Here is a 19,484-nt window from a genome sequence, read left to right on the forward strand (position 1 = left end):
GTATGCCGCACCGCTCTTCCGTCGCACTCTCGACTGTGGCCCTGCTCGCGCTGACCGCCTGCGGGCCCGACACCCCCGAGGTGAGCGCCCCGACCACCGAGTCGACCACCGCCGCGGCGGCACAGGGCAGCTCAACCCCTACCACTGGCACGTCCGCGGCGGCCACGACCTCTGCGACGAAGACCGCGAAGAGTCCGACGAGACCCTCAGTGCCAAAGAAGAAGCGCGATGTCGGCACGGTGCGCGATGGCGCACCGCTGACGGTGCAGGGTGCGGGTGACGAGGCCGTGTCCTATGACACCGGCGGTGATCGCGCGGTCGTCGTCGAGCTGAACTGCTCGAAGTGCTCAGGTCCGGTGCTACTCACCGAGGCGAGCCGCTACGAGCCGTGGTTCGAGGGCACTGGGCCAGCGAAGACAACCCAGCTCGAAAGCATCTCCGAGCGCGATGACGAAAAGCAGCTAATCGTCCGTGCGAAGGGATCATGGACGCTGCGGCTGACGTCCTGGAACGACCTGCCGATAAAGCCGGGTCCGCAGTCCGGAAAGAACGACGCCGTCATGATCATGAGCGGGCCGGGAAAGTCGATCCGGCTCAGGGCCACCCCGTCGAAGGGCGAAGCACTGCACTTCCGGATATACCACGCTCCCGACACGAAGAAGTCCCGACTCATCGGGGGCGACGAGCCGCTGAACGAGTCCGTCGATATCTCGCTCCCCGCTGTGGTGGCGGTACGCGGACTGGGCTCCTGGACGTTGGAGCCACGCCCGTGACTGAGGACCATTACTTCTCCGCCGAGCCCGCGAGCGCCGCCGAGCGACGCTCTCTCACAGTAGAACTCGCGGGAGCGGTGCGTGAGGTGGACGTCGCTTCGGGCATCTTCTCCCCCGGACGTCTCGACCCGGGCACGGCGGTGTTGCTGCGCGAGGTGGCTCTCCCCGACAAGCCCGGAACCTACCTGGACCTTGGCTGCGGCTGGGGACCAATCGCCCTCTCCCTCGGCCTGGCACAGCCGACCGCGGACGTGTGGGCCCTGGACGTCAACGAGCGTGCGCTGGACCTCATGCGAGGCAACGCCGCCCGCCTCGGGACCGATCGGGTCCGGTCCGTCCGCGCGGAGGAGGTGCCGGTCGAGGTGAGGTTCGATGAGATCTGGTCGAACCCGCCCATCCGGGTGGGAAAGCAGGTACTCCACGACCTTCTACGCGCCTGGCTGCCGCGACTGTCCCCCACGGGCGTAGCCCATCTCGTCGTGCAGAAAAATCTAGGTTCGGACTCGCTACAGACCTGGATCGGCACCGAACTGTCCGCGGAGGTCGAGGGTGGTCTGCGAGTGGAGCGAGAGGCCAACCGGAAGGGCTTTCGGGTCCTTCGCGTTATGCGTACGGAAGCGTGACCTGGCCGCGCGCCACGATCTCGGCGGGCCCGGTCAAGGTCACGCGATCCCCGTCAATGTGTACGCCCAGCGTGCCGCCCGGCACATCGACTCGCCAATCAAGTTGATCGGCGGGCTGGCCGCCCCACCACCAGGTCGCGAGGGCTGCCGCAGCCGCACCCGTACCGCACGACAGTGTCTCGCCGACGCCACGTTCGTAGACGCGCAACGAGATGTGCTCGGCGTCCTCGGCACGCACGAACTCCACGTTGGTGCCGTGGTCGGGGTGCGGGTCGACATGCGGAGCACGAGCCAGGTCAAGCGAGTCGAGGTCGGTTTCGCGCGGGAGAGCCACCACCGTGTGCGGGTTTCCGAGGTCAAGGCTCAACGCAGGAAGCGCGTCGGGCGCACCCACTACCTGTACGACAGAATCCATGCCACGCTCGTTGGCCACGTCAGGACGCGCCAACTTCCAGGCACCGAGGTCGACGCCAAAACCGTTGCTAACAGCCTGAATTCGCTTGCTTCCGGCGCGGGTCCCGAGTTCGAAGGTGCCATCGACCAGGCCTTCTTCGGTGAGCCATTGACCGACCACTCGGGTGCCGTTGCCGCACATTTCGGCGATACCACCGTCAGCGTTGCGGTAGTCCATGAACCAGGACTGTGGGTCGATATCCGCGGGGACGTCCTCGACATACTGAGCGCGAGTGATCCTGATCAGCCCGTCGCCGCCGATCCCGGACCGGCGATTGCATAGAGCCGCCACAGTCTGCGGGTCGAGGTCAATGGTGCCGTCCAGATCGGGCACGAGCACGAAATCGTTGCTGGTGCCGTGGCCTTTGGCGAACGCGATGGTGGTCACGTCTCCATCGTCGCAGAGTTCTCCTCGATGACCCGCAGCGCCTGGCCGAGCAGGTCCGCATGTCCGGCGGGCAGCCAGTGGATTCTCGGGTCTGGCCGGAACCAACTTTCCTGGCGGCGTACGAGTCGACGAGTGCCTGCGGTGGTCTGCTCTTGGGCTTGCTCGGTCGTAAGAACCCCGTCGAGTTCGGCGAGCGCCTGCGCATAGCCGATCGCGCGACTCGCGGTGACGCCGTGGCGCAGTCCTTGCTGTTCGAGGGCGCGCACCTCATCCAGGAGTCCCGCCTGCCACATGGCGCCCACCCTGTTTTCAATGCGCGTATCCAGTTCATCGCGCGGTCCGCGGAGCCCAAACATCACGGTGGGCTGGATGAACTCCCGCGTGGGCATGGTTGCGCTGAACGGTCGGCCGGTGAGTTCGATCACCTCAAGTGCTCGAACGACCCGGCGGGCGTTGGCGGGAATGATCCGATCGGCCGCTTCGGGGTCACAATCGGCCAGTTCGCGGTGCAACGCTTCGGCACCGAGCTGTTCGAGCCGAGCTTCCCATCGCGCCCGGACGTGGGGGTCCCGCGGCGGGATCTCGAGTCGGTCCAACGCGGCCCGGACATAGAGCCCCGAACCGCCGACCACAATCGGAACCCGCCCGCGGTCCCGGATCGCCGCCATATCCGCCCTGGCGCGCTCCTGATAGTCGGCGACGCTCGCCTCATCGGTGACCTCTAGAACATCAAGCTGGTGGTGCGCGATGCCCCGACGCTGGTCGCGGGTGAGTTTGGCGGTGCCGATATCCATACCGCGATAGAGCTGCGAGGCATCGGCATTGATGACCTCGCCGCCGAGATGGAGCGCGAGATCCACCCCCAGATCGGACTTACCGGTCGCGGTCGGGCCAACGACCGCGACCACAGGGCGGGGGTGGCCGGACATGCTGGCCATCGTGCCCCACCCCTGCCCTAACTGCGTTAGGTGCCCTTGACTGGGAAGTTTTCGAGTCAAGGGCACCTAACGCAGTTAGGGCCGATCCAGGCGCGGTGGTCTGGCGTTATGACGCCAGGAGTGTGACCCTGAAGGTATGTCGAACGATGCACACATCCCGGACCCTGACCCGACCGAATCCGACGACGTCGCAGAGCACGACGCCACTGACGAAGGTATGCCGCAGTCGCCAACTGAGGCCGAGACCGGCGACGCCGAATAGCGCGTTACTGGACTCTCAACCTGGTTGAGAGTCCTCAGCACGCCGGTCGAGCAGGCGAGCGCCCCGGCGCGAGCCGTGTCGAGGCCTCGGTAAGCGCAGGCCAAAAAACGCCGGTCAAGCAGGCGGCCCATCAAAGCTCTGGAGCGGCTCTCACCAACCCAACGCGACCGTCTATCCGACTGGCTCCCCGGTGCGACCGTCCTCCGCGACCACAGTTGGGATCTCGTACAGACCTATGTCCTGGAACTTAGCCACCAGGGCGAGCACTACTTGCTTAAGGCTGGCGGCCCGAACGACAGTCATATCGCACGCGAGTTGCGCGCCCATCGAGACTGGCTCGCACCGTGGACCACGATCGGGCGCGCTCCCGAGATCGTCCATGGCGATTCCGACCTGAAGATGATCGTGACCAGATATCTTCCCGCTGACCTGGTGCAGGGCTCCTCAGCCGCAGGACATGCGGACACCTACCGACAAGCTGGCGAGCTCCTGGCCATCCTGCACCGACAAAGCGCGGCGTACGGGCTTCGGCTGCTCGACGACCTTCTCCGGGCCGAGACCTGATCCTCCGAAAACCATTGGCGCTCAACACCTCCAGGCTGTCAATCTCAGACGTCAACACTCAGGCCAACACGCTCGGAAAGGAGCGCAGCTATGGAGAAGATCAACGACAAGCTCGTCAACTGGGCGAGTCTGCTGGAGCCTGCGACCTTGGAGCAGGCCGAGCGCACTGCGACCATGCCATTCATTCATCCGCACGTTGCCCTCATGCCCGACGCGCACCTCGGTCTGGGGGCAACGGTCGGGTCGGTCATCCCGACTCTCGGAGCCGTCATGCCCGCCGCCGTCGGTGTCGACATCGGCTGCGGCATGATCGCCGTGCGGACCGAGCTCACTGCGGCGGACCTGCCCGAAGACCGTTCCTCGCTCCGGGAGAACATCGAGCGGTCGGTTCCGGTGTCTGCCGGTGGATACAACCGGCGGATCACGCGCGAGCACACGCACGCCCGGATTGCGGAACTCACCAACATGGCGGAGCAGTCCGGCTTCGATCCTGCGTCGTTCGCCGGAAAGTGGGCGCTGCAGCTGGGCACGCTCGGCTCGGGCAACCACTTCATCGAGGTCAGCCTGGACGAACACGACCGTGTGTGGTTGTTCCTGCACTCTGGCTCACGGGGCGTCGGCAACAAGATCGCGCAACACCACATCAAGGTCGCGCAGAAGTTGTGCGATCAGTGGTGGATCTCGTTGCCCGACAAGGATCTTGCCTACCTTGTGGAGGGCACGGAGGAGTTCTCGACTTACATTCGGCAGTTGCGCTGGGCCCAACACTTCGCGCTGCTGAACCGTGAGGAGATGATGGACCGGGTAGCTGATCAAGTACGTCGGTGGGTCGGTCTCGACGTACTCGTCGAAGCCGAACGGATCAACTGTCACCACAACTACACCGAGCGAGAGCGCCACTTCGGCAAGCACGTGTGGGTGTCCCGCAAGGGAGCGATCAACGCCGAGGCCGGTCGCCCCGGGCTCATTCCGGGGTCGATGGGGACGGCGTCGTACGTCGTCACCGGACTGGGAAACCCGGTGTCGCTCAACTCTTCTCCGCACGGCGCAGGCCGGAGATTCTCCCGAAGCAAGGCGCGGAAGACGTTCACTCATGAGCAGTTGCGGGAGGCGATGGCGGGCATCGAATACCGCGACACGGATGCGTTTCTCGATGAGATTCCGCAGGCATACAAGGACATCGACGTGGTGATGACGGATGCGGCCGCTCTGGTTGAGGTGCGTCACACGCTGCGTCAGATCGTCAACGTCAAGGGCGACTGAGCAGTCTCCGGCGGGTTCGGGTGGGCCTGCTTTCACCCGAACCCGCCACCCTCGCCTTAATCGCCCCGCATTAGGAAGTGCAGCGCCTTGCGGTAAGGCCGCGGGTCGGGCACTTCGTCGGCCAGCAATCGATAGATCCCGGCGCGGATCATCGCTTGACGATGAAGTCCGGTCTGCCAATCATCGAGCGCCGACGGGTCGGCATCCATCCACATCACGGCGTCGAGTACGCATACCGCATCGGCCCAGAGAACTGGTCGCCAGTACGGCGCGAAGTCAATAACGACCGGAGCGTCAGCCTCATCCAGTAAGACATTGCCCGCGAGATCGCCGTGTACGAGCTGCTGCACTCCCACCGGCTGTGGTGTGCGTATGGCCAAGAGGGCGCGTGCGAATTCTCCTGTCTCGTCATCAAATTCAGAAAGTTCCGGAATGTCCTCACCGAACGCCACGCGCTCTGCCCGATCCCATCGGGAGCTTGGCGGCGCGGCGGCTAGTGGCCACTCGGTCACCGCCTGCGACAGTTCCGCATGCAGAACCGCACCGGTGGCGCGGATGACCGGAAGATCCGTACAGGCCCGGGTTCCGGGTTCGTAGCGACTCGCGCCCCACCCATTGACCGTCCACGAACCGTTGCGCGCCGGCACCGGCACGGCGATACGAAGGTCTCGGCGCCGACGCCCCGACCAGGTGTCCAGCTCCACCGCAAGCCGGGCAATAGGCGGGCTCACCAAGTCCGCGACGACTGCGTCGCGGCCGGGGCTCAGCACGAGATCGCCTGCCAGCACACTGTTTCCCTGCCCGCCCGGGAGCGGGCGCACCTCCCCTGGGACCGCGAACAGGTCAAGGACGTCATCTGGGGGAAGCACACTTCCACTGTAGTGACGGGTCAGTAGGTCATGCCCATCACCGAACGCACCGTCTCCAAGGTGCGCACCGCGACCACTCGGGCTCGCTCGTTGCCGGCCCGGAGCACCTGGTCGACGTAGGCGGGGTCTGCCTCCAACTCGAGTCGACGGCGGCGGTGCTCAGCCAAAGCATCGTTCACTGCACTAGCGACTCGGCGTTTGAGTTCGGCGCCGCCCGCATCTCCAATCTCCGAAGCGAGGCTCTCCGGCGACGTACCCAAGAACGCAGCACCGACAGTCAACAGGTTCGCAACCTCTGGGCGGCGCTCTCTGTCAAAGGTGATTCGCCGGTCGGTGTCTGTACGCGCCTTGCGGACGAGTGCCACCGTCTCGTCGGCGCTCGCGCGCAACGGGATGGTGTTTCCACGGCTCTTGCTCATCTTGGCGCCATCCAGACCAAGGACGGTCGGGAGTGAGGTGATCAGTGCGTCGGGCTCGGGAAAGACCTGGTGGCCGTCGGCATAGCGGCGGTTGAAGCGGCGGGCGATGACCCGTGTCTGCTCCAGGTGCGGGAGTTGGTCTAGCCCAACCGGCACGACGTTCGCGTGGCAGAACAGGATGTCGGCGGCCTGATGAACTGGGTAGGTCAGGAGCAGTCCGGACAAGGGCCTCCCATCAGTCGCGGCCAGTTCGTCCTTGACGGTGGGGTTACGTCTCAGCTCGGCGTCAGTGACCAACGAGAGGAACGGCAGCATCAGTTGGTTCAGTTCTGAGATCGCCGAATGCGTAAAGATGGTGCTGCGCGTCGGGTCCATTCCTGCGGCCAGGTAGTCGGTGACCACGCTGCGTACGTTGTCCTGGATCGCGCCGACGCCGTCACGATCCGTGATGACCTGATAGTCAGCTACGAGCACAAAGGACTCAATGCCCTTGTCCTGTAACGTGACTCGATTTTTCAAACTGGAAAGGTAGTGACCGATGTGCAGGTCGCCGGTTGGTCGGTCTCCGGTCAAGACCCGCAGCCTGTCGCGTGCTGGCGACGGTGGGCCGTCGATGACTTCCCCGATGATGGCGCTACGTTCGGCGGCGATCTGTTGGGTGCCTGGAAGTGCTTTCACATGGAGCTCCGGTGTTCGGGCCCCGCACGGCTGCAGATACAGAAAGACGCCGCACAGGGCGGCGTCTTGGGATGAATGCGTCGATTGGGTGGCCGCCCGTCAGGACAGCCACCCCCAGTTCAGAGGACCGAGTCGCATGGCGTGACCGTATCAGCAGCCCGCGCCACCCTCGATCTTTGCGATGCCACCACGAGTGCGGCCGCCGCGAGAACAAGCCCCCCGACATAGAGGACCACGCCGGTCCAGGCCGCAGCGGCAAACGCAAGTCCCGCGAGGGCCCCCATGACCGAACTCCCGGCGTAATAGGCCAGGAGGTAGAGCGAACTAGCCTCAGCCCGGTGTTCCGTGGCGAGACGGCCAACCCACCCGCTGGCCACTGCATGGGCGCCGAAGAATCCGGCCGTGAGCAGGAACGCCCCGATCAGGACAGGCACCAGATGGTCCGGCCAGGTCAGCAGGAGGCCACCAAGCATGACCATTTCGCTGGTCACCAGAACGCGCCGCGGACCCAGTCGATCGGCAAGACGCCCCGCGGCCGATGCTGACACTGTTCCAGCCAAGAACATCAAGAAGATGAGCCCCACGACCACATCCGGGAGATCGAAAGGTGCTGCTAATAATCGGAATCCGAGGAAGTTGTAGACCGACACGAATCCGCCCATGAGCAAGAATCCGGTGCCAAACATCGCCACCAACGCTGGCGTCTTCAGGTGCGTCTTCAGGTGCGACGCGGTCGTACGCCACCCCACGGGTCGGGCCACAAAGTGGCGTGACTTCGGCGCCAAAAAGGCAGTCGCGGTCGCGAAGCAGAAGGACGCCGCGGCAGCAGCCATCATCCCCCACCGCCAGGTGCCCACTTCGAGCGTGAGCGACGGGATCAGCCGTCCGGCGAGACCACCCAAGGTGGTTCCGGCGATGTATTTGCCCATCGCCGCGCCGACGTCGTCCGGATGCACCTCCTCGGCGAGGTAGGCCATCGCCGTCGCTGGCACTCCGGCCAGCGCAATCCCTTGAAGCCCGCGCATCGCCACCAACAACTCTAGCGACGGCGCCCACGGTTGCAGCAGACCAATGACCACCGACAGCAATGCCGATACCGACATGATTCGCAGTCGGCCAAAACGTTCGGAGAGGACGCTAATGGGCACCACCATCAGCGCCAGCATGCCGGTCGTCGCCGAGATCGTCAGTGCCGTCGCGGCGGGCGAGGAGTCGAACTCGGTAGCGATCTGCGGCAGTACGGCCTGCGCGGCATACATGGCGACAAAGGTGGTCATTCCGGCCGCGGAGACCGCAAGGGTGATCCGCCGAAAGCCGCGTTCACCCACGCGATATCCCGTCACCGTCATACCGGTCAGCATGTCTTACCTCCCCATCGAAAGGAAATGCATGACTATTCGTCTGTTAATACACCTGATGCATAAGATGGGGCACATGAGAGACCATCTGCGTTGGCTCCTCGTCCTGGCCGAGGAAGAGAACGTCACCGCAGCGGCGGCACGACTGCATCTGAGCCAGCCCACTGTCTCGCGCGCCCTCGCGCGCCTGGAACGCGAACTCGGGTCCACCCTGTTCGACCGGCATGGGCGACGCATCGCGCTCAACGACGCCGGGCGGATCTACCTCGAGCAGGTACGCCGGGCCGACCTCGCCCTCGCCACCGGTGCCCAACGACTACGGGACAGCCGCGACCGCGTTCGGTTGGTTCGCCTGGGATTCCTCCACTCCTTTGGGACTTGGCTCGTCCCTGAGATCATCCAGACCACCCGTCGCAAGGATCCGGGCCTGCGCTGCGAGCTCATCCAGGATGCCTCGGACGCCATCAGCCGACGTGTCGCCGAGGGTCGCCTTGATCTGGGAATCGTCTCGCCGCGCCCGGCGCAGTCAGGGCTGGTCTGGCGACGCCTCCTGCATCAGCGGGTATGCGCGGCGCTCCCCCAGGACCATCCCTACGCCACCCGTTCGAGCATCCGGATAGCCGACCTGCGTGACGAGCGCATGATCGCAATGGCACCGGGCTTTGGCGTCCGGCAGGTCCTCGACGACGTCTGTGCTGCAGCAGGATTCGCCCCCGACATCGCGTACGAATGCCAAGAACTCTCCACCGTCGCTGGGCTCGTGGCGGCCGGTGCCGGCGCTGGCCTCCTCCCCGACGAAGCCGAACCCCGTCACCCCTCCGGTTTGACTTTGGTACCGCTGGACGACGCGGACGCTGGTCGAGACATCGGTCTGGTGTGGTCCCGCAAACATCCACTGAGCCACGCCGCAACCCTGGTGCGAGATTGCACCGATGAGGTCAGTAGCCTGCGGCGGTGACACGCTTCGCCCCGAACCTCACCGACACCGCCCTGATCTTCGAGGGCGGAGCGATGCGCGCCAGCCACGGCTCCGGCGCGCTCGTCGCCCTGCTGGAGGCCGGGGTCTTTCCCAACTGGGTGGGTGGAATCTCCGCTGGAGCCAGTCAGTCGCTGAACTTTCTGACCCGCGACCGGTGGCGCGCACGAGCCGCATTCACTGTTTTTGCAGCCGACCCACGCTTCGGCGGACTGCGCAGCTTTGCGCGGGGTGATGGCTATTTCAACGCGCAGTTCATCTATGAGGAAGCCGGCCAAGAGGACAACGTCCTGCCGTTCAACTGGGAGGCTTTTCGCACCAACGCGACCAAAGCACGCATTGGCGCGCTCAACGCCGAAACAGGCGAGACGATCTACTGGGGGCGGTCCACGATGAGCACCCCCGAAGACTTGTTCGTGCGAGTACGCGCCTCCTCAACCCTGCCGGTGATGATGCCACCCATTCGGGTCGATGGTGAACTCTATGTCGACGGCGCGCTCGGGCGTTCGGGCGGCATCGCACTGGAAGCGGCTCAGGCCGATGGCTACCGAAAATTTCTGGTCGTGCTGAGCCAGCCGCGTGACTTCATTAAGCATCCGGGACGTCAGGAACGCTTGGCCGCCAAGGCCTTTCACCAATACCCCGCGGTCGCCGAGGCCTTAGTCAAGCGACCTGAGCGCTACAACACCGTCCGGCAAGAACTGTTCGACCTCGAAAGCCAAGGCGACGCCTATCTCTTCGTGCCTGACGAAGCCGACCTCGTGTCAGGAACCGAGCGCAAAGTCACCAGACTGACAGCGAGTCATGAAGCAGGCAAAGCCCAGGCCGAGGCTGAGATGCCCCAGATCAAGGAGTTTCTCGGGCTGAGCTGAGCAGTTCAGCCGGCACACGCTGGTGTCGTCACCGCGGGAGCCTCTGGTTTGCCGATCGAGGGCATTCCGAGCGACACCTTGGGTTTGGCGCTCGCCCCCGGTGCCGCGCCTTGCTGGAGCGCCTCCCAGGCATCGCCGCCAGCGGTCCGGCGCACGGCGTACGTCCCGCCCGCAAGCGCGGAGTCAGCAACCAGGTGATGCGGGGCACCGTAGGTCACATCCACACTGACCATGTCGCCCGGCCGCGGCTTATCTGCACCCTCCGGGATCGCGAAGTGTACGAGTCGGTTGTCTTGCGCTCGACCTGAAAGCCGTTTGGTCTCAGCGTCTTTGCGTCCCTCGCTCGGCGCGACGAGCACCTCGACGGTTCGGCCCTCGACCCCGCGATTCTCCAACCAGGACATCTCTTCCTGGACCTTGAGCAAGCGCTCGAAGCGCTCCTGCACCACGGCCTTAGGCAGCTGGTCGGGCAGGTCCGCGGCGGGAGTGCCAGGACGGATGGAGTACTGGAAGGTGAAGGCGGAGGAAAAACGAGCCTGGCGCACCACATCGAGGGTGCCCTGGAAATCTTCCTCGGTTTCGCCCGGGAAGCCGACGATGATGTCGGTGGTGATCGCGGCCTCGGGCATCCGCTCGCGTACCCGATCCAGAATCCCGAGGAACTTGGTCGAGCGGTATGAGCGCCGCATCGCCTTGAGCACCTGGTCCGAGCCGGACTGCAGCGGCATGTGCAGCGATGGCATCACATTGGGGGTGTCAGCCATAGCGTCGATGACATCGTCGGTGAACGCCGCAGGGTGCGGACTGGTGAAGCGCACCCGCTCCAGCCCCTCGATATCGCCACACGCGCGCAGCAACTTGCCGAAGGCGAGCCGATCACCGAACTCGACGCCGTAGGAGTTGACGTTCTGTCCCAGCAAGGTGACCTCGACGACGCCCTGGTCGACCAATGCCTTGATCTCGGCGAGGATCTCGCCCGGTCGGCGGTCTTTTTCCTTCCCGCGCAGGCTGGGCACGATGCAGAAGGTGCAGGTGTTGTTGCAGCCGACCGAAATCGACACCCAGCCGCTGTAGGCCGAGTCGCGACGGGTCGGCAAAGTGGAAGGAAAGGTATCCAGCGACTCCAGGATTTCGACCTGAGCCTCAGCGTTGTGCCTGGCGCGCTCCAGCAGCACGGGAAGGGCGCCGACGTTGTGGGTGCCAAACACCACATCAACCCACGGCGCGCGCTCGACGATGGTCGAGCGATCCTTCTGCGCGAGACAACCGCCGACCGCGATCTGCATGCCCGGGTTGGCGTCCTTGATCGGTCGCAGGTGCCCCAGGTTGCCGTAGAGCTTATTGTCGGCGTTCTCGCGCACGGCACAGGTGTTAAAGACGATGACATCGGCCGTCTCGGGACGCTCCGGCGTCGCGAGTGCCGTGACATCGCGGAATCCAGCCGACTCCAGCAGGCCACTGATCCGCTCGGAGTCGTGCACATTCATCTGGCACCCGTAGGTGCGCACTTCATAGGTCTTCATCGCGTCATCCAGGGTACGGCGGTATGACCGGATCGAAGAACCCGCAGATTCACCGGATCAGACAGAAGGGGTGCCCCGCGGGGTCGAGATAGACCTTGAAGCCACCGTTCTGCGACGGCTGGTGCTCGTGGACTGTGGCACCCGCAGCAAGGAGCGCTGGCTCGGCCGCCTCGATATCAGGGCAGGAGAGGTCCAGGTGGAACTGCTGCGGATGAGTGCCGCCAGGCCATGTAGGCGTCACGTAGTCATCGATGCGCTGAAACGCCAAGGCCGTACGTCCCGCAGGGTTGTCCGGCGACACCCCACCATCGGGATGGGCCAGGTTGGCCCAATCCCGGTTGGCGCCCTCCTCGACCTCCCAGCCGAGGATCGCGCCATAGAACTGTGCGAGTTCCGCCGCGTCAGGGCAGTCGATGACCACGAGGTCGAGGACGGGTTTGGGGTGAGCTTCAGTCATACCGACGAACGTACTCCCTGCCACCCGGCTGAGTCGGCGTGTCGTGCTAGTGCCACGCCGCGCGTACTGTGCCGACACGCCGACTCAGCGTGGGCGTCGCCCGACGATCACTCGGTCGTCACCGATCTGCCATACCTGCCCGACCTGGTCGCAGCCGCCCTCACGTAAGGCTTCCAGATAGTCCGCCACGGTCGGGCGATCGTTGACCGTGTGCTCAAGGTCGGTTCGATCGCGCGCGGCCCAGAGACTGGCGAGTTCGGGCGCGGCCTCGACGGCGCGCCACCACGTTGCCCAGTCCTCGGCCTCGACCCGACCGACCCGCTCTGCGGCACGCCGAGCAACAGCCTTCGACAGGGCGTCAACACCCGTCCGGTCTGCGACGGCGTAGAGATGATCGCCGTCGATGAACACGCCACCCGGCGCCAGCACCTCGCATGCCTGCACGACCAAGCGCTGCAACGGAATCCGCTCCAGCCAGTGCAGGGCAGTGGTGCTTACGAATGCGTCCGGAGCGCGATCAAGCCCAAGTGTTTCCACCCACCGGTCCGAGCGGAGATCGACCTGGACAACCCGGAAGCGGTCATTGCCGTACGCACTCTCCGCCAGACCGAGTAGCAGCGGATCCATGTCCGCGCCCACGATGGTTGCGTTCGGAATGCGGCCAAGAATTCGCTGAGACAGCGAGCCCGGTCCCACGCCTAGATCGACAATAAGGGGGTCCGGCCGGCTGAGGGTCTCCTCAAGCACATCGCAGATGACCTGGAAGCGCTCTTCCCGATCGGTGAAGAAGGTCGCCTGCTGGTCATCCCACCGTCGTAGCCAGTGCTGAGCCCGCGCAGGAGTGAGAGGTTCCGGTGATTTCGTTGTCATGGCCCCATCGTTGCGGCCATCAACCCATCCAGGTAGTCGCCAATTGCTGACCGTCGCTCATAGGATTTGACTATGAGCGACACCCCTAATGTTGATGACCTACGACTCGTCCTTGCCATCAGCGAGGAAGGGTCCGTTGGCGCCGCAGCCCGTCTGCTGCATATCGCACAACCGTCCGCGAGCGCGCGCCTTAGATCGCTCGAGAACCGCTGCCGGACAGTGCTATTCGACCGTGATACCACCGGAGCTCGACCAACATCCGCTGGATCCGAAATGGCGCGACAATCGCGACACATCCTCGGCCACCTCGACGGCGTCTTTGCTGCGACGGCGGCGGCAGCGCACGCCCAACCGCTCCGGGTAGGCACCTTCGTCTCCCTCGCCCCCTCCCTCTTCCCCTCGCTCGAATTGCTCTTGGGCGAGCGCGTCATACCCACGGTGTCGCACGGCCCTGATCTCCTCACCCTCGTCGGCGAGGGTCAACTCGATGCCGCCGTGGTCGGAGTGGCGGACCAGGTCCCCCTGCCACGCAGAGTTCGTGTCACCACACTCGGACGCGACTCCCTCCACCTCTTCCGACAGCACGACACACCCGGTCTCGGCACGGGGCGACGCCCGCTCGCCGAGCGGCGAGTACTGGTCGCGACGTACGACCGCAGCGGCCCTGAAGTGCTCGAGCGGCTCGCTCGGCTTGGGGCTCACGCGGAGCCTGCACCCACCCTGCCCACGGCACTGAGCATGGCCAGGTATCGCAGCGTCCTTGCCGTGGTGCCGCGATCGGCGCTCGCGCATGAGCTTGGCGAGGGCGAAGTGAGTGAAAGGTTGCCGTTCCAGCAGCGCATCACACTCTCACTCGTGACGGGCCGTGAGCCCGATCCGCGCATCGCCAACGCCGCGTCGTCGCTCGGCCAGTGGCTGCATCTGCAACCCACCAGGTGATCGTTTTACATCTCACAAGATGCGCACTATTCTGCACATCATGAGTGAATCGCTTCCCCCCTTCCACCTGGCCATCCCCGTTCATGACATTGAGGCAGCACGCGCCTTCTATGGCGACACGCTGGGCTTCGGACGCGGGCGCTCCGATGTCCGCTGGACTGACTGGAATGTCGAAGGCCACCAGGTCGTCACCCATCAGGTCGACAATCACACCGCCCATGTCGCCGGCACCAATCCTGTTGATGGACACGACGTTCCCGTTCCCCACTTCGGCCTCGTACTCAACCCGGACCGATTCCAGGAGCTCGCGAAACGCCTCACGGATGCCGGCACCGACTTCGTCATCGAGCCCTATGTCCGCTTCGAAGGCGAGCCCGGCGAACAGTGGACCATGTTCTTCCTTGACCCGTCAGGAAATGCGTTGGAGTTCAAGGCGTTTCGCGACCTGTCACAGCTCTTCTCAGTCTGATCAAGCCCATGGATGACGGCGCCCTGGCCGACGATTTCCTCGTCCGTGTCGGCACGCGCATTCGATCCTTACGGATTGAGCAGAGTTTGACCGTGCAAGAGCTCGCGGACCGAGCTGGGATCAGTCGGCGGTTGTTGACCCAGATCGAACACGGTCAGGCAAACCCAAGCCTGGTCTCGATCACCCGACTCGCCCGACAGTTAGGAACCGAGTCGACGGAGTTACTCGCCGACAGGGCGTCGCCGTCGCCCATCGCGACGTTGACCGCAGGCCAACAGGTGCTTGTCTGGTCCAGCGCGGCAGGCAGTTCGGCACACCTGCTCGCCTCGACGGCCGGCCGCACGGCGGACCTATGGCGCTGGAAACTCCTGCCGGGCGACAGCTATCACGGGCACGCCGATCCACCGCGGTCCCAAGAACTATTCGTGGTGACCACCGGCACCCTCACGCTGGAGGCAGACGAACTTCAGGTGGTGGTGCCCTCCGGAGGCTCGGCACGCTTGGACTCCGACCGCCCGTACGTCTACCGCAACGCGGGTCCGCGACCCTGCACCTTCATCCGCACGGTCGCACTGGGGTCATGAGGCCGAGCTCACCACAGCGGCAACCCACGATCAAGCGCCTTACGGGCACGGGTGAACTGCTTCGGCTTGTCGATGGCCAAAACACCAACGACATCGCCAGCCCGCTCGTACGCGACCAGCACCGGCCCCTCCGCAAGGTCACCATCAAGGACACGTATCTCATCCGTGGGCGCGACATGACCGGCCATCTGAATCCACGTGTCGTACTGGTGCGACCAGAAGTAGGGCACCTGACCGGCTTGCGGCTCTAGCCCGACAACAGACCGGGCCACTGCGCGACCCTGCACGATGGCGTGAGTCCAGTGTTCAGAACGCACATACTCCCCAAGACCGTCGTCCCAGGTTTGCGTACAGTCCCCGGCAGCCCACACTCCAGGCACCGAGGTCTTGCCCTGCTCGTCGACCAGAACGCCCTGATCGATCGGGATTCCCGAATCGCGCAGCCAACGCACCTCAGGCTTTGCGCCGACACCAATAATCACGACGTCAGCAGGGAGCACTTCACCGGTGTCCAAGCGGACGCCCGACACGCGCTGGTGGCCCACGAACCCGGCGACACCTACACCACGCAGCAACCGCGTCCCGTGCTTCTCATGCTCGCCCACACATCGCTCGGCGACGCTCGCACCCAACACATTCGCCAAGGGAGAGCTCGTCGCTTCGACGACCGTTACCTCCAGGCCACGTTCTCGGGCAGCGGAAGCGACCTCGGCGCCAATGAATCCGGCACCGACGACGACCACGCGGCGAGCCGACTCAAAACCCGCGCGCAAGGCATGAGCGTCATCGAGCGTTCGCAAGACATAGACACCAAGTAGCCCGCTGCCCGGCAGCCGGCGTGCGGTGGCGCCCGTGGCAATCACCACCGACGGCGCGTGCAACTCCTCACCGTCAGAGAGCGTGACGCACGGTCCGTCCTCAGTCGAGAGGGACTCCGCCCGCACACCGAGACGCCAATAGACACCGAGGGGCTCCTGATCGGCCACCAGTGGGTCGGGAAGCGGAGGTATGTCGCCGAGCTGGAGAAAGGACTTCGACAAGGGCGGACGGTCGTACGGCAGGTGCGGCTCATCACCGACCACCACGATGTCCAACGAACTATCGAGTTCGCTCAGGGCACGAGCGGTCGTGACTCCGGCCAGCGAAGCGCCGACCACCACCACATCTACTTGGGTCATGCCGACGGCGTGAGAAAGATGTGACCGTCGACAACCTGTGCGTCGTGGGTGCGTACCGGCGTCTTCGCCGGCGGGCCATTCGGGACGCCGGTGCGCAGGTCGAAGCACGCCTCATGCAAGGGGCACTCGACGGCACAATCTTCGACCCACCCGTCGGCGAGCGAGGCGTCCTGATGGGTGCAGGTGTCATCGATGGCATAGACGCCGTCGGCGGTGTTGAAAATGGCAATACGCGGTTGACCCGGAAGATCGACGGTCATGGACTCTCCGACCGGCAGATCGTCGAGGTTTGCCACGGCTACCGCGGCTGATACTGACTGGCTCGTCACGGTCACGACTGCTCCAACATTCTTCGAGGTATGGATTGCGCCATATGCACGATGGTCGCATCCCTCGCAACAGGATGAAGAATGCGTGGGGCGTCGTCAAGCGTCCGCGCCGAACGAATTTTCCCGGTCTGAAACCTGGTCAAAGTCTTGACAGGCGCGCGCGCCCACCCTCACCCTTTCATTGCGTCCTCTGCACGCTGGCGCGCTATACGCAATCTTCAAGGAGGGTCCTGGATGGCCCCGAAGCCCCAGTCCCGCACCGTCATCGTCGGCGCAGGAGTCGTGGGATCTGCCCTCGCCGACGAACTCACCGAGCGCGGTTGGACCGATGTCACGGTCCTTGACCAAGGCCCGTTGTTCGCCACCGGCGGGTCAAGTTCCCACGCGCCCGGGTTGGTCTTTCGCACCAATGGTTCTCGCACCATGGCCAAGCTCGCGTCGTACACCGTGCACAAGTTCAACTCCCTGCGCCACCCGGACGGCTGGTGTTTCAATCCGGTTGGCGGACTTGAGGTGGCCACCACACCTGAGCGGCTCGTCGAACTCCACCGACGTGCCGGCTGGGCGCAGTCCTGTGGCTTTACCGCCCGAGTCATTGACCCGCAGGAGTGCGTGCGGCGTCATCCGCTGCTCGATGTCGAGACCATCCTCGGCGGCCTCTACACACCAGACGACGGTCTAGCGAAGGCTCTCCGTGCCGTGGAGGCTCAGGCCCATCGCGCCACCGAGCGGGGTGCCACTTTTGTGGGGAATCAGAAAGTCCTCGGCGTCGAGGACGACGGCGTTCGGGTGACCGGCGTGCGCACCACCGACGGTGTCGTGCCAGCCGATGTCGTCGTCCTCTGCGCGGGATTCTGGGGAGCAGAACTGGGCAAGGCGGTCGGGCTCACCGTTCCGCTGGTTCCCATGGCGCACCAGTACGCGCGCACGACACCCCTTGAGGTCCTACGAAACGGCGCCAGCCCAACAGAAGAGGCGCGGCTGCCGATCTTGCGGCATCAAGACCGCGACCTGTACTTCCGAGAGCACGTCGACCATCTGGGAATTGGCTCGTACGCCCACCGCCCCATGCCGATCGACATGTCCCGGCTTGACCAGGACGCCACAGACATGCCGTCGTCCCAAGCCTTCACGGAAGAAGACTTCGCTCCGTCTTGGGAGGATTCCCAGCGGCTCCTACCCGCTTTGCGTTCAGCCTCAGTGCGCTCCGGGTTCAATGGCATCTTCTCCTTCACGCCCGACGGCGGCCCGATGATGGGCGAACACCGCGACCTCCCCGGCCTGTGGGTCGCCGAGGCTGTCTGGGTCACCCACTCGGCCGGCGTCGCGCGCACGATGGCCGAGTGGATCACGACGGGGACCCCAGATGTCGACGTGGCTGGCTGCGATCTTTATCGGTTCGAAAAGAGCGCCCTGAGCTCGACGTTCGTCGGCGATACCAGCGCGCAGGCTTTCCGCGAGGTTTACGACATCCTGCACCCGCACCAATTCCGCGAGCGCCTACGCGGACTGCGCACTAGTCCTTTTGTTGCTCGTCAACGCGAATTGGGCGCCTTCTTCTTCGAGGGCGGCGGCTGGGAGCGACCTGCCTGGTACGAAGCCAACGCCGATCTCCTTTCCCGGCTCACTGCCGAGGGGCTCCACATCCCGGAGCGGGATGAGTGGAGCGCGCAATTCTGGTCCCCTATTGCCATCGCTGAGGCCGCATGGACCCGCCAAGGCGTTGCGATGTACGACATGACGCCACTGACCCGGCTGGAGGTCGAGGGTCCAGGCGCCGCCGCATTCCTCACGGACTTGACGACGGCCAACGTGGACAAATCCGTGGGCTCGGTCACCTACACGCTCATGTTGAACGAACGCGGTGGAGTGCTGAGCGACCTCACCGTGACCCGCCTCGCGCAGGACCGATATCAAGTCGGCGCCAACGGCCCGCTCGACCTTGACCGTCTTACTCGACGGCTGCCCTCCGACCACTCGGTGTCCGTACGCGACATCACCGGCGGAACCTGTTGTGTTGGGATTTGGGGCCCGAAGGCGCGCGATGTCGTGCAACCGCTCCTGGACGCCGACATCTCGCACGAAGGACTGAAGGTCTTCCGCGCCGTGGAGACCTTCCTCGGGCCAATCCCCGTCCTCATCCAGCGGGTGTCCTACGTCGGCGACCTCGGCTGGGAGATCTACACCTCAGCCGAATTCGGTGAGAAGCTCTGGGATCTGTTGTGGGAGGCCGGCCAGGCCAGCCAAGTCATCGCGGCCGGACGCATCGCGTTGCAGTCGCTCCGCCTCGAAAAGGGTTACCGCGCAACGGGTCCCGACCTCAACTCGGATCACGGGCCGGTGGCTTCTGGGGTGGGATTTGCGTTGCGCAAATCAGGTGGCTTCCTCGGCGAGGACGCCGTCGCTCGGGCCAATGCGGATCCCTGGCGTCTGCAAACCATTGTCCTGGACGACCCCGATGCCGCAGTACTCGGACATGAACCCACCTACGTCGATGGCGCCCCCGTGGGCTACGTCACCAGCGCGGGCCACTCCCCCGCTTTTGGCCGCACCCTGGCGTTGGCCTGGTTGCCTGCGGGCCTCGAGCCCGGTTCGAAGGTGGAGATCAATTATCACGGGGACCGACTGTCTGCGACCACCCACTCGGAGCCAGCGGTCGACCCCGAAGCCTCGTACATTCGCCGCTAAGGAACCGCCCC

General features: G+C 64.8%; 21 protein-coding genes. 11 read left to right on the forward strand and 10 right to left on the reverse strand.

The genetic code is table 11. The features are described 5' to 3' along the window. The first annotated feature begins 2 nt into the window (after positions 1–2). Both F562_RS21160 and F562_RS0107535 read left to right on the forward strand, forming a co-directional pair. Positions 3–773 carry a hypothetical protein gene (locus F562_RS21160; RefSeq protein ID WP_018156336.1) on the forward strand — a complete coding sequence of 257 codons (771 nt, stop codon included), beginning with the start codon at positions 3–5 and terminating at the stop codon, positions 771–773. Beyond that, positions 770–1,396, forward strand: coding sequence for a class I SAM-dependent methyltransferase (locus tag F562_RS0107535; protein ID WP_018156337.1), 627 nt, complete (start codon positions 770–772; stop codon positions 1,394–1,396). The genes F562_RS21160 and F562_RS0107535 overlap by 4 nt, the downstream gene beginning before the upstream one ends. Here the strand turns inward: F562_RS0107535 and dapF are convergent. Beyond that, positions 1,377–2,237, reverse strand: coding sequence for a diaminopimelate epimerase (gene dapF / locus F562_RS0107540; RefSeq protein WP_018156338.1), 861 nt, complete (start codon positions 2,235–2,237; stop codon positions 1,377–1,379). The genes F562_RS0107535 and dapF overlap by 20 nt on opposite strands. After that, positions 2,234–3,166, reverse strand: coding sequence for a tRNA (adenosine(37)-N6)-dimethylallyltransferase MiaA (gene miaA, locus F562_RS0107545; RefSeq protein WP_040385606.1), 933 nt, complete (start codon positions 3,164–3,166; stop codon positions 2,234–2,236). The genes dapF and miaA overlap by 4 nt, the downstream gene beginning before the upstream one ends. Positions 3,167–3,311: 145 nt before the next feature. On the opposite strand from miaA, the gene F562_RS21270 reads away from it, so the two are divergent. The 3 genes from F562_RS21270 to F562_RS0107565 all read left to right on the forward strand — a co-directional run bounded on the left by F562_RS21270 (position 3,312) and on the right by F562_RS0107565 (position 5,264). Continuing rightward, positions 3,312–3,437, forward strand: coding sequence for a hypothetical protein (locus tag F562_RS21270; protein ID WP_018156340.1), 126 nt, complete (start codon positions 3,312–3,314; stop codon positions 3,435–3,437). A gap of 270 nt (positions 3,438–3,707) precedes the next feature. Next, a complete protein-coding gene (locus tag F562_RS20110) occupies positions 3,708–4,001 on the forward strand; it encodes a hypothetical protein (RefSeq protein WP_018156342.1) in 294 nt (97 codons plus the stop codon). A 90-nt stretch (positions 4,002–4,091) separates the two neighbouring features. Next, on the forward strand, positions 4,092–5,264 hold the full coding sequence (locus F562_RS0107565; protein ID WP_018156343.1) for an RtcB family protein: 1,173 nt from the start codon (positions 4,092–4,094) through the stop codon (positions 5,262–5,264). Positions 5,265–5,320: 56 nt separating this feature from the next. Here the strand turns inward: F562_RS0107565 and F562_RS0107570 are convergent, their stop codons facing one another. From F562_RS0107570 to F562_RS0107580, 3 genes are all read right to left on the reverse strand, one after another. Beyond that, positions 5,321–6,133 (reverse strand): hypothetical protein, encoded by an 813-nt coding sequence (locus F562_RS0107570; protein ID WP_018156344.1) that lies wholly within the window; start codon positions 6,131–6,133, stop codon positions 5,321–5,323. A 20-nt stretch (positions 6,134–6,153) separates the two neighbouring features. After that, on the reverse strand, positions 6,154–7,230 hold the full coding sequence (gene trpS / locus F562_RS0107575; RefSeq protein ID WP_018156345.1) for a tryptophan--tRNA ligase: 1,077 nt from the start codon (positions 7,228–7,230) through the stop codon (positions 6,154–6,156). Between the two features lie 119 nt (positions 7,231–7,349). Beyond that, positions 7,350–8,591 (reverse strand): MFS transporter, encoded by a 1,242-nt coding sequence (locus F562_RS0107580; protein ID WP_018156346.1) that lies wholly within the window; start codon positions 8,589–8,591, stop codon positions 7,350–7,352. A 73-nt stretch (positions 8,592–8,664) separates the two neighbouring features. Here F562_RS0107580 and F562_RS20765 point away from each other — a divergent pair, with 73 nt between their 5' ends. Next, on the forward strand, positions 8,665–9,546 hold the full coding sequence (locus F562_RS20765) for a LysR family transcriptional regulator (protein WP_026181093.1): 882 nt from the start codon (positions 8,665–8,667) through the stop codon (positions 9,544–9,546). Continuing rightward, a complete protein-coding gene (locus F562_RS0107590; RefSeq protein WP_018156348.1) occupies positions 9,543–10,436 on the forward strand; it encodes a patatin-like phospholipase family protein in 894 nt (297 codons plus the stop codon). Before F562_RS20765 ends, F562_RS0107590 begins: the two co-directional genes overlap by 4 nt. A gap of 5 nt (positions 10,437–10,441) precedes the next feature. Here F562_RS0107590 and miaB read toward each other — a convergent pair whose 3' ends face one another. The 3 genes from miaB to F562_RS0107605 form a co-directional block, all read right to left on the reverse strand. Then, entirely contained in the window at positions 10,442–11,959 is a 1,518-nt protein-coding gene (gene miaB / locus F562_RS0107595) for a tRNA (N6-isopentenyl adenosine(37)-C2)-methylthiotransferase MiaB (protein ID WP_018156349.1), read from the reverse strand. 49 nt (positions 11,960–12,008) lie between these two features. Then, positions 12,009–12,416, reverse strand: coding sequence for a VOC family protein (locus F562_RS0107600; RefSeq protein WP_018156350.1), 408 nt, complete (start codon positions 12,414–12,416; stop codon positions 12,009–12,011). Positions 12,417–12,500: 84 nt separating this feature from the next. Continuing rightward, the gene (locus F562_RS0107605; protein WP_018156351.1) at positions 12,501–13,286 is read right to left on the reverse strand and encodes a class I SAM-dependent methyltransferase; all 786 of its coding nucleotides are present in this window, start codon (positions 13,284–13,286) and stop codon (positions 12,501–12,503) included. 72 nt (positions 13,287–13,358) lie between these two features. Between F562_RS0107605 and F562_RS18450 the strand changes: the two genes are divergently transcribed. Genes F562_RS18450 through F562_RS0107620 form a run of 3 tightly spaced genes read left to right on the forward strand, consistent with a single transcriptional unit; the run spans position 13,359 to position 15,278 of the window. Further along, positions 13,359–14,225, forward strand: a complete 867-nt coding sequence (locus F562_RS18450) for a LysR family transcriptional regulator (protein ID WP_018156352.1) — start codon at positions 13,359–13,361, stop codon at positions 14,223–14,225. A 40-nt stretch (positions 14,226–14,265) separates the two neighbouring features. Further along, positions 14,266–14,694 carry a VOC family protein gene (locus F562_RS0107615; protein ID WP_156822576.1) on the forward strand — a complete coding sequence of 143 codons (429 nt, stop codon included), beginning with the start codon at positions 14,266–14,268 and terminating at the stop codon, positions 14,692–14,694. A gap of 8 nt (positions 14,695–14,702) precedes the next feature. Beyond that, positions 14,703–15,278 (forward strand): helix-turn-helix domain-containing protein, encoded by a 576-nt coding sequence (locus F562_RS0107620; RefSeq protein WP_018156354.1) that lies wholly within the window; start codon positions 14,703–14,705, stop codon positions 15,276–15,278. Between the two features lie 8 nt (positions 15,279–15,286). Here F562_RS0107620 and F562_RS0107625 read toward each other — a convergent pair whose 3' ends face one another. Together F562_RS0107625 and F562_RS0107630 are read right to left on the reverse strand one after the other, a co-directional pair. Next, positions 15,287–16,456, reverse strand: coding sequence for an NAD(P)/FAD-dependent oxidoreductase (locus F562_RS0107625; RefSeq protein ID WP_040385262.1), 1,170 nt, complete (start codon positions 16,454–16,456; stop codon positions 15,287–15,289). Further along, positions 16,453–16,791, reverse strand: coding sequence for a bifunctional 3-phenylpropionate/cinnamic acid dioxygenase ferredoxin subunit (locus tag F562_RS0107630; protein WP_018156356.1), 339 nt, complete (start codon positions 16,789–16,791; stop codon positions 16,453–16,455). The genes F562_RS0107625 and F562_RS0107630 overlap by 4 nt, the downstream gene beginning before the upstream one ends. A gap of 228 nt (positions 16,792–17,019) precedes the next feature. On the opposite strand from F562_RS0107630, the gene F562_RS0107635 reads away from it, so the two are divergent. Next, positions 17,020–19,473 carry a GcvT family protein gene (locus F562_RS0107635; RefSeq protein ID WP_018156357.1) on the forward strand — a complete coding sequence of 818 codons (2,454 nt, stop codon included), beginning with the start codon at positions 17,020–17,022 and terminating at the stop codon, positions 19,471–19,473. Positions 19,474–19,484 lie beyond the last annotated feature (11 nt).

The organism is Demetria terragena DSM 11295 (genome assembly GCF_000376825.1).
Classification (GTDB): Bacteria; Actinomycetota; Actinomycetes; order Actinomycetales; family Dermatophilaceae; genus Demetria; species Demetria terragena.